Origin of the sequence: Bartonella sp. CL162QHHD (assembly GCF_042195435.1) — a bacterium.
Lineage (GTDB): Bacteria > Pseudomonadota > Alphaproteobacteria > Rhizobiales > Rhizobiaceae > Bartonella.
This window is the reverse complement of the sequence record NZ_JBHIOG010000006.1, coordinates 16,853-26,100: the sequence shown is the minus strand read 5'-3', so window position 1 is coordinate 26,100 and position 9,248 is coordinate 16,853. Positions and strand designations below refer to the sequence as shown.

At 46.5% G+C, this 9,248-nt stretch carries 11 protein-coding genes and 1 pseudogene; all 12 read right to left on the bottom strand.

The window, feature by feature from the left end; all coding sequences use genetic code 11:
• On the bottom strand, positions 1-1,710 hold a 1,710-nt coding region (locus ACFILD_RS00475; RefSeq protein WP_375664627.1), incomplete at its 3' end, for a DUF4815 domain-containing protein.
• A gap of 1 nt (position 1,711) precedes the next feature.
• Positions 1,712-2,830: pseudogene (locus tag ACFILD_RS00470) on the bottom strand (phage tail protein).
• On the bottom strand, positions 2,830-3,711 hold the full coding sequence (locus ACFILD_RS00465) for a baseplate J/gp47 family protein (protein WP_375664625.1): 882 nt from the start codon (positions 3,709-3,711) through the stop codon (positions 2,830-2,832). Before ACFILD_RS00465 ends, ACFILD_RS00470 begins: the two are co-directional and overlap by 1 nt.
• On the bottom strand, positions 3,704-4,084 hold the full coding sequence (locus ACFILD_RS00460; protein ID WP_375613760.1) for a GPW/gp25 family protein: 381 nt from the start codon (positions 4,082-4,084) through the stop codon (positions 3,704-3,706). The genes ACFILD_RS00465 and ACFILD_RS00460 overlap by 8 nt, the downstream gene beginning before the upstream one ends.
• A gap of 3 nt (positions 4,085-4,087) precedes the next feature.
• A complete protein-coding gene (locus ACFILD_RS00455) occupies positions 4,088-4,288 on the bottom strand; it encodes a hypothetical protein (protein ID WP_375662996.1) in 201 nt (66 codons plus the stop codon).
• Positions 4,289-4,300: 12 nt separating this feature from the next.
• On the bottom strand, positions 4,301-4,894 hold the full coding sequence (locus tag ACFILD_RS00450) for a baseplate assembly protein (protein WP_375662995.1): 594 nt from the start codon (positions 4,892-4,894) through the stop codon (positions 4,301-4,303).
• Entirely contained in the window at positions 4,891-5,412 is a 522-nt protein-coding gene (locus ACFILD_RS00445) for a hypothetical protein (protein ID WP_375631565.1), read from the bottom strand. The genes ACFILD_RS00450 and ACFILD_RS00445 overlap by 4 nt, the downstream gene beginning before the upstream one ends.
• Positions 5,409-5,903, bottom strand: coding sequence for a phage virion morphogenesis protein (locus ACFILD_RS00440; protein ID WP_375631564.1), 495 nt, complete (start codon positions 5,901-5,903; stop codon positions 5,409-5,411). The genes ACFILD_RS00445 and ACFILD_RS00440 overlap by 4 nt, the downstream gene beginning before the upstream one ends.
• Position 5,904: 1 nt before the next feature.
• Positions 5,905-6,327 carry a gp436 family protein gene (locus tag ACFILD_RS00435; protein WP_273790112.1) on the bottom strand — a complete coding sequence of 141 codons (423 nt, stop codon included), beginning with the start codon at positions 6,325-6,327 and terminating at the stop codon, positions 5,905-5,907.
• Between the two features lie 15 nt (positions 6,328-6,342).
• Positions 6,343-7,308, bottom strand: a complete 966-nt coding sequence (locus ACFILD_RS00430) for a capsid protein (protein WP_375613754.1) — start codon at positions 7,306-7,308, stop codon at positions 6,343-6,345.
• Positions 7,309-7,320: 12 nt separating this feature from the next.
• Complete coding sequence (locus tag ACFILD_RS00425; protein WP_375664624.1) at positions 7,321-7,662, bottom strand: hypothetical protein; 342 nt, start codon at positions 7,660-7,662, stop codon at positions 7,321-7,323.
• Entirely contained in the window at positions 7,659-8,687 is a 1,029-nt protein-coding gene (locus ACFILD_RS00420) for a phage protease (RefSeq protein WP_375664623.1), read from the bottom strand. The genes ACFILD_RS00425 and ACFILD_RS00420 overlap by 4 nt, the downstream gene beginning before the upstream one ends.
• Positions 8,688-9,248 lie beyond the last annotated feature (561 nt).

Here is a 9,248-nt window from a genome sequence, read left to right as displayed (position 1 = left end):
CCAAAAGTCTGTCGCGGGTTCAAGGGTTACTGTACCAGGTAAGGTCGCAAAATTTTGATAAGGATTGATTTTTTCGCAAGCAGTTGTCAACTCTTGCGCAATGATCACTTCATTTGTCCAGTCAAGCGTAACAGGCGCGTTCAGATGAGCGGTGTAAAAGGTTGGATCAATGGCGAGCTGTAAAATGCCATTGCCTACAGCCCCCGTTTGTTGAAAGCCTTCATCTCTGTAACTATCATCAAGAAAAGGGTCTGCAAACATGCCCTTTTTGGCAACAGGTTCTTTAGAGTCAACATTGCTTTTAATACGCTCTAATTGCATCAATCGATCAAGCGAAAGCACTCGTTGAAAATAGCGCCACATCTCATCATAGGGGGCAACCCGTGTGCCATCATTGACCACAACCGGCGTTTCAAGCCAATTGTTGGTAATGGTTGCAAGGGACAACACATCATCAGGGACACTGGGTGCCATGGGGTGATCTGATGAAACTCCTTTGATATATACGACATTGCCCCCCGTGTTCAGTCCTATGCGGTCAATGCGGGGGAGTTTGTAAGTGTAACTGACGATAATATCACCACCCTCCGCACCCCCTGAGACTGTGATTTCCTGCGCTGTTACTTTATCAGCGGTGATTTTTGCGCGGTAACGGTAAGTCACCTTATAGCTGCTCCCCGCTAAAGGTTCGTCTCCCACGGGTGCCCAATCAATGGTGTCTCCGGTTTTTTTAAAATCTGTGCCTTCTTTAAATTCCTTGCTTCCTTGAACGATTTTTATAAACGCGGTGATGCTTTTATCAGGAACACCATCACGCCCAGCGGCAACGGCACCACGGGTGACGTTAACGGTTTTTTCTTTTGTCAACAAAAGAGACTGAATATCGGCAATAGGAAAATAATAGGGTTTAAAGGTAAAACTTGTTTTCCCTTTTGAAGGCGCAAAAATATGCGTTTCGCTTGGAACAACGCTTGTCGAAAAATCTTGCATCTCTTCATGGCGCAAGGCGGCAAGGCGTTTACGTTTAAAGCCATTGATATTGGCTTCTCCTTCTTGAATACTAAACACTTGGCAACCGTTATTGGCTCCCAATGCGCTCACACGGCAGCCACTCACGATATAATGTCCATGGGCACGGTCGTACGTCGCAATGGCTTGCATGGCAGGTTCAAGGAGTGAGGGTGATTTTTGATCAATCAGAACACCATCTTGCAAGATATAAACGGGAAAGAAAGTGCCATTCTGCTCATCCTCTTTTAGTGCCCAAACAAGCTGTGCTGTTTCGCGTGCGGCACCAGGCTCTCCTTCTGCCAATGTGCCAGGGACTTGCCCCAATAGCTCTGGATCATCCTCATGGGTTATCCATTTTTTTTGCAGCTTCACACCAATTTCCAAGCGCCCAATCATGGCAACATTGTTGAGTACAGCGGGTGCAACGGGGAAAATATCGCCTGCGATATAAATTTTGCCATCCGTTAAAGTGACGGTCCTTGTCTCTTTGTTGACAAAAGCATCAGCCCGTTCAACGCGGTCTCCTTCTTTTGCAACAAGGCGCCCCAAGCGGTCATGCCGCCCCCTGATGATGGTTTGAACCTCATTCAATTCACCACTTTGAATAAAGGGACGCGTGCCATAAAAGACAACGCTTTGTTGTTCCTCTTTGCCGCGAGATCTGTCAATTGCAAAGGGTAAACCACTTTCATGCTTCATATTAAAACCTCAATAAAATCTTGAATTGTTCGCGAACATCGGCACGCAAAGGAATATTGATGGGTGTTTTGAGTATCTCTACACCACCATTCAGTTCATTGGCATCACACCAAAGCTTGCCCAGGGGGATATCAAGGGGGACATCTTGTTTGGGAATGCCGTGAACGAGAATGGAAACAAAAGCTGCTTGTTTCCCGTCAACATCATGAAAACCTGTGCTTGCTGCCAGAAAAAGCGCCGTGCCCATTAAGGAGGGCTGGAATCTGTTACCACAATGGCTGTACACACAATCCAAAGCTTGTTCGACAGGCGCTACAGCATAGCATCTGCGATACCCAATCACGCTATTTTGGCTGTCTCTTCACACGAGATAAAGCGTGCGGTTGCTAAACCACTCTGCCATGAGTATATCGCGTTCATGTTTTTTGACCGAACACCACGGAAAATTTGCCATATCCCATGGATAATCAATAAGGTCCCAGCTTAACTCTTCATCCCCATCATCTATCCAATTGCCAATAAGCCTGCCTTCTTCTTTTGTGAGGGTATGATTGATTTCTGTTGTGCGTCCAAAGGAAAACAAAGTGTCCCCAGCTGTTAAGCGAACACCGCTTTCATACTCCAACATGCTATCATCGAGGCGTGACATATTGCCTTCCATGGCTTGCACATTATAACCATAGGTCCCACGGCGAAAATCAGAGCGCAAACTTTTGGAAAGGTCGGTAATCGCTTCAATGGCTTCAAGGCTTTTGCGTTCAGGCAACTGATCAAAATCAAGTTGAAAGGAATTCCACCATGCTCGCCCCGTCCAGGCGGGTTGAAAGCGTGCCGAAATCCCTAGCCATTCAAGCCCCATCTCTATTGCCGCAAGGGAGCCGCGAATATTTTGCCATGCAAGACCCTGATCAATTAAATCATAAAGGTTAGAGAAATAAGGGTTTAATTCTTGTAAGCCATATTCGTCTATTAAAAAGGGCAACCAAGAAGGCGGACGCGTGATAAATTTCGCGCGAGGTATTTCTTCGAGTGCAGTTTTAACGTGAAGTTCAAGAGCCATTGCTTCTGCAAAACAACGTTCAAACAAGCTCGAATTCGGGGGCAAAAGTGAGGAAAGCATCAATAAGCACGCCCCCGTTCAAACAAAACAATATCCCCTAGTGCGACTGCTTCATCAGGTGCGACCAAAATATCCTCAAAAGGTTGCGTTATGTTCACATGGTGAACGCCCTCAACCATCAAGCGGCTTAGTATCCAACTTAAAGACAAATCACGCCCAAGCCTCCATGCACGCGCCCATTCTGCTCTTAATTTCTGCTCCGCTCTTTCCAAAACAAAGGAGCCTTCATCCGGTAACAACCAAAAATCAGCAGAAACATTGATCATCCGCTGTACCGCGCTTTTCACAAGGATGTGGTCATTGGTCATTTTAACATGGGGGGCATCAAGGGCTGCTTGCACCTTTGCAATTAAAGCCTCATCAGCCACCCCTGAAGGAGCGTCACTAAAAAGCGCAACATGAATAAGCGGACTTTTACCCTCACGATAAACAAAAGCATCTTTGACATGGATATCGCTTGAGAGGGCAAAATATTGGTAACGTGGCGCTGTGCCACCTGTGGAATGTCCTTGTCTATTCAAACGAATGCGGCGGCGCAAACGCTCATCATCTTCATCCAAAAGGCGCGTGACCCCATGAAAATCCCCCAAATGATCTAAACTTGTTCCATGGGCAAATGTGAGTAAATTATCCCGCGCTACTTCATTAATTCGCTGGCGCAATAGCAACTCTTCATAAGCCGCCGCTTGCAATTGAATGACAACCGGATCATAAGCCGTCTTTTCCACATTATAAGGAATATGATGCGCTGCAAAAAGCTCAGTCAAACGCGTGATCTTTTGCTCTAAAATTGCTTCAACAGAAAGCTCTTCAATAATTTGTGGCAGAGGGAGTTGTGGAGGGGGAATCTGTGAAAAGGATAAAGGTTCAAACTCAGTCATCACCAACCTCTAAATTGATGCTCATTGGCTCTTGGTGTGACCAATCCCCCAAATGCCCATTGGGATAAAAAACACCCGTTAAAACAAAATGGAACGTGCCTTCACGCGTTGCTTTTGTCAGATCAATCCTCTGCAACGAGAACCCAGGCTCTCCACACTCTGGATCATCGAGTGCTTCAACAATTGCTTGATAAAGCTGCATCATCGTCGCAGGATCAGCATTGGCATCTTGGAATGCTCCAACATCACATCCATAATGACGACGCAAAACCCGTGTCCCAATTCTTGTCGTCAGACATTTACGAAGTGACTGTTGACAATGCGCAAAGCCATACAAGAGAGAGCCATCCTTTTCGCTCATCCCGCACCGCATGCTTTAAGCCCCTTTGCTTGTCTTTGTGGTAGAAACAGTTGGGGCCGCCGCAACAACAGGGGCTGGTTTTTCAGCGATCTGACCAAGCAGCAACGGATATTTAGCCGCCTCCTCACTTAAACAAATTTCTTCACCTTTGCCCAGTGAACGCTTGCCTGCAACAAAATCGGCATTGGTTAAAATAACATAAATGTTCTCACGCATGATAAAACTCCTTTAAAGAGGGGAAGAGGTTGTGGAGGGACCCATTTTGACCCCACCGTGTTTGTGGCTTGCGCCAACAGATTTTTGATTATGCTGTAAATCTTCTGCTTGAATCCGCACACTACCCGTTAATTCAACACGGGTTGCTTGATGAGAAAGCACCAAACCTTTTTCACTCAAATGGATTTGGTTTTCCCCATGGGAGAGAATAAGTTCATCTTTTGTCATTCGCAAAGCGCCACCGGCATAACAGAGCGCCAACTCTTGGAAAGAGCGTGCGGGATTAGGTGCATCCTCACTATAACTATCGCGCACCACCAGAGAGGCAGAACCAATTTCGCCATGGGGATTTAATAACCGCACCGGATCACCAACATGGAGGGGCATATTGCTTGAGAGAGCGCCAGAAGCTTCTTGCGCTTGTAGCCAAGGCGATAAAACTGCTTGTCCATTAGAACCCTGTTCGGAAAGTTTCACCCGCACCCTATGGCCATCAACTTGCACAACCCGCCCGATCATGTGCTGGTTGGCAAGACAGCGTTCAAGCGCATCAAGACGCTTCATGATTTGTCGAAAGGTGTCACTCAACAAATGCGCATCATTCATGGCAACACCTCATCATCACATGAAATCAAACCACTTTTGAGTTGTCCTTCATCACAAAAAATATCCTGTCCCAACTGATGCAAATCTTGGTGCCATTCCACCACGCTTATCGATACACCACGCTGCTTAATCGCCGCGGAAATAATCGGTTCAATCTGGACATCACGCGGGGCACTCAAATGCGTTAGCCCCCACAATTGCCCGCTATGGCATAAAACCGCAATGGCTTCTGCTAAAAGCCAACTGGAAACATCACGCTCTTTACCAGTGGTAATAATAAAAGCCCCTAAATGAAGATCAGCACTCATCTGTCCACTTGCTACAGGATTCAAACGGCTTTCTAACACCGCAACCCGTATTGCTGGAGCCACCAGCATCTGTGTTTCAAGTTCTTCTAAATTAAAACGTCCAAATTGACAGCCGCAATCACGCACATCCGGCAAAGCGCCTTTAAGGCTCCTTATCACCGCTTCACGAAACTGATTAATGCGCCCTGCTTGTGTGATCGTTTGGTTCATGAAAAGACCCTTTCCAGCCAGTCTTCTGTCGCTTTGACAATTTCCACTTTATTGTGCTCTGAAAGCCCCAAATAAGGGCGTGCCGGCATAGTCACTTGATGCACACAAACAAAGCGGTGTGCATTGCCGCTTTTAAGAAAAAAGCGCAGTGTCTTGCCATTTTTCGGGCGAATAACCCCACCTAATTGATGAATCCGCGCATAAACCAACCCAGAGCCCACAATCACCTGTTCTGGTGAAGCTTTCATATCAATGGAGCGTGAAAGCGCCCCACTGGCATAAAGAATGGAGGTGCGGGCATAATTGTTTTTCCACTTCTCTCCTTGGGCAGAATTTTTTTCGCTTTGAATCCGCCGCCTTGTGCTTTCTTGGATGAGACGCCCAACCCCTTGTGCCAAAGTCCCCATCGAGCTATCAGCGCCCTTTTGCAAAAAGGATAAAGCCGCTTCAAGCCCTGTCTCTTTAATCTCAATATGGGTTGCAACAGACATGTTACCTTCCCATCAAACGCGGCTTGGCATGAAAAAAAGCCCCATCACGAACCGGTCCATCTTCGCTCATAATTTTAGGTTCATCTATGCCTAAACCCGCTTTGCCTTCGGCAATACGTTTCAGCAAATCAACCGCCTGTTTGTAACGATCTTCAATGGTCGTGGTCAGCGCCGTATGGCGTATGGCTAAATTATAAACAGCAATATTGACACAGATCATACCCAGAGCCGCCGGCTGTCCAGCAATGGGGACGCAGTAGCGATGAGACAAATGCACATCAATCTCACCACTTGCCTGTTCGAGCGCGCGGGCAATGGCTTGCTCTGAAAAAACTGGATCAGAGTTCTCATCCATCCCACACAAATCATCCAAGAAGTCATCACCCCAGAGCTCTTCAATCAATGTTTTGCTTGCATAAGCCATGTTTAAAAGTTTCCCTTAGACAACTTCTTGCAACAAAACACCGGCATCTTTTGCGGCAACCAATTCACACACACGTTCCCCCACACGCACCCGTTTACCACCCGACAAGCCGATATCTGGATCTTGGATCACTCCAGACAAACGCTCGCCCAACTGGGCGCTAAAGCCCCAACTGATCACCGAACCATCTGCCTGTTGTTTGGTAGGGTCAATATAAAGCAGTGCAATCTTATTGCCCCACACGCGTGCCAATTGTGCCGAACGCCCTTTACGTGCCAAATTCACTTGCGATTCACCAATGAGTAAACGATCGGGGTGTATTTCCATCAGATCAGCAAATTGCGCCTTGGTGACAAAACCATCAGCAGTGCCACCCCCTTTAACGGCTTTAATGATTTTGGGATGACGTTTGAGTTTTGACCAAACAACTTTGCCCATCACAATGGTGTTGGGCGTATAGACGAGACTTTTATCCATCGCCTCATCTAAAGTGGCATAAGGGTCAGATTTCTCATAATCGCTAAATTTATTTTCACCCTTAAGCGTAATCACCCGCTCTGGTGCGTAATTTTCACTTCTTTGCACAAGAGCTGCAACACGCACTTCACGCCCCAATTCTAGCAAATTGGCAAGTCCCTCTACAGCTGTCTTTTCGGGGTTATAACGAGAGCGCTTTTCTGCCCGTGCCCGTGCCGCTGCTTCAATATCTGAATTGGGGATGAGATCATCAAGTCCGTAATCTTTGACACTGGCTTCCCGTTCAAAGGCAGAAAATTCCACCACATTCGGGCGCCCTTTTCGCCCAACCTCAAGTTCAGGCACGGTAAAATTTTCTGCTAAAGGAAATTCACTATATTTAAACACCTCACTTAAAACACAAACGCGTGGCAAAACTCTATCGCCAATAAGAGAACCTGCTGGATTGCGATAACCAATAGCAATAGCGGTGAGTGTTGGATCAATGGGAAAAGGTCTGTTCATTTTATGCCTCGATTAATTAATTTTAAAAGAAATAACATCACCAGCAGAACCATCACTCATGGCAATACCAATGGTGCGATCTGCGGCTTCCGCTTTAATGGCGTGTCCTTTGGGGTCAGAGGTCAAAAAATCACCAAAGGAAACATTGCCTCCACAAACCACTTCGCCCCAACCACATTGGCCAACATCAATCATCTCACCAGCCTTTGCACTCAATGACCCAGCAGTCCCTAATAATTTATCACCCTTACCAGAAGCCGTTGCCACCATTCCCTCACCGCGCGCTGCAACAATGCAATAAGGTGAAATCACATCTCCAGCGCGAAAAGATTTAATCAAAATCATCGTACTCATAATGGGCGCTCCTTTTGCTCGCTAATATACTCAACCGCTTGGCTAATGGTGATGTCGAAGCCTTTTTGCTTCTGCTCTTCCTGATAATGGCGTGCCGCAAGGGCAACCTCTTCTGGAGCAAGCTTTGGTTCTTGCGCTAAGGCACACACTTCTAAAGGGCTTGTTGAGGCAAGCGCCGGCAACTTCTCGACCAAACTTTTAAAATGCTCCATCCCCCCTTCAAGGCTACAGAGCGCACGATATTCCTCGCGAGCAGCCGGCAAAATCTTGCCCTCTTCAATGGTCTTATCTAAAAGACTCTCAATGGCACTGTTTTTTTGCTCTTCTTGCAAAAGCGCTAAATCTTCTCGCGCTTTTATTAATTGGGCATTTAATTCCACGCGTTCCTTTTCGCGCGCTTTAAGCGTTGCTAAAACCTCATCCGCTTTAGCATCTTCTGCCAGCGATAGTGCACTGGCAATGGCTGTCAAATCCATCATTTTCTCCGTCAAAGTTATAGGGGAAGGCTGTTCACGGCTTAAAGCCGTCATGACAAGGGCTGGACGGTTCACCAAACCAGCACCTGCTAAATTCAAAATTTCACCTTTCTTGGAATGGCGAAACTCAGGCGAAAGATAGCGATATTCTCGGGCAACAATCTTTTTAGCGGCCATATCGGTCCATTTAACACGCCCCCAAATCGCACCATCCCGCTCTGCTAATTCTTCAATCCAGCCACTGGCAGGTGCTTCTAAACCATTTCTCGCACGGTGATGTTGCCCATGCTCATAATCAATCACAAGCGGTCCTTTATTGGCTGCAAAGGCTTTTAAAATAGTTTGCGGGTTATAATGCCATTGTCGTCCATCACGTGCCTTTACATGGGGCGCTTTGGGCAAAAGCTCTACCCATTCAGGCGCTTGGCTAACGGTGGCGTCTTCACATGAAATGTCTTGGCATAAAACGTCTGGACAGAGATCTATTAACGCAGCATGAAATGTTTCTGCATCCCCATCTTTTTGATCTTCGTGAAATTCCTGTTCCATACATTGCCTATTGCTTTACAATTGTCATTGGCAATACAATGCATGAAACTTACTCCCACCATAAGTCTGACACTGTCAGTCAAAAGAGCATTTCTCAAAAAAGCACTCTTTTCCCTATTCTTCTCCTTGTGAGAGAAACCCCCGTGCCAAACCATCCCATAAAATCGTTTTCAAAGGCACTTCAAAGGCGATAGAGCGCTGTTGTGAGGTGAGAGGTACAATTTATCGCCTTATACAAAAAAAGCCTCTCTCAAGCGGTTTTTTTTAAAAATTGCTTTTTGGCTTAAAAACATTATATCATTGGAGGTAAGGCGTGAGCCAGTTTTGCCAGGACGGTTTTACCGGATCTGCGAGGAGTTGACCGCCCTCCACGCCTTCTCTTTTTCTCACGCATCGACTCTCTTCACAAAAGCCAACATGGTTTTTCTCAAGTCGTTTTTTTAAAGATTGCTTTTAAACTTTTAAACTGTTACTTCTATCCACGAGGCGTGAGCCAGTTATACCAGGACGGTTTTACCGGATCTGCGAGGAGTTGACCGCCCTCCACGCCTTCTCTTTTTC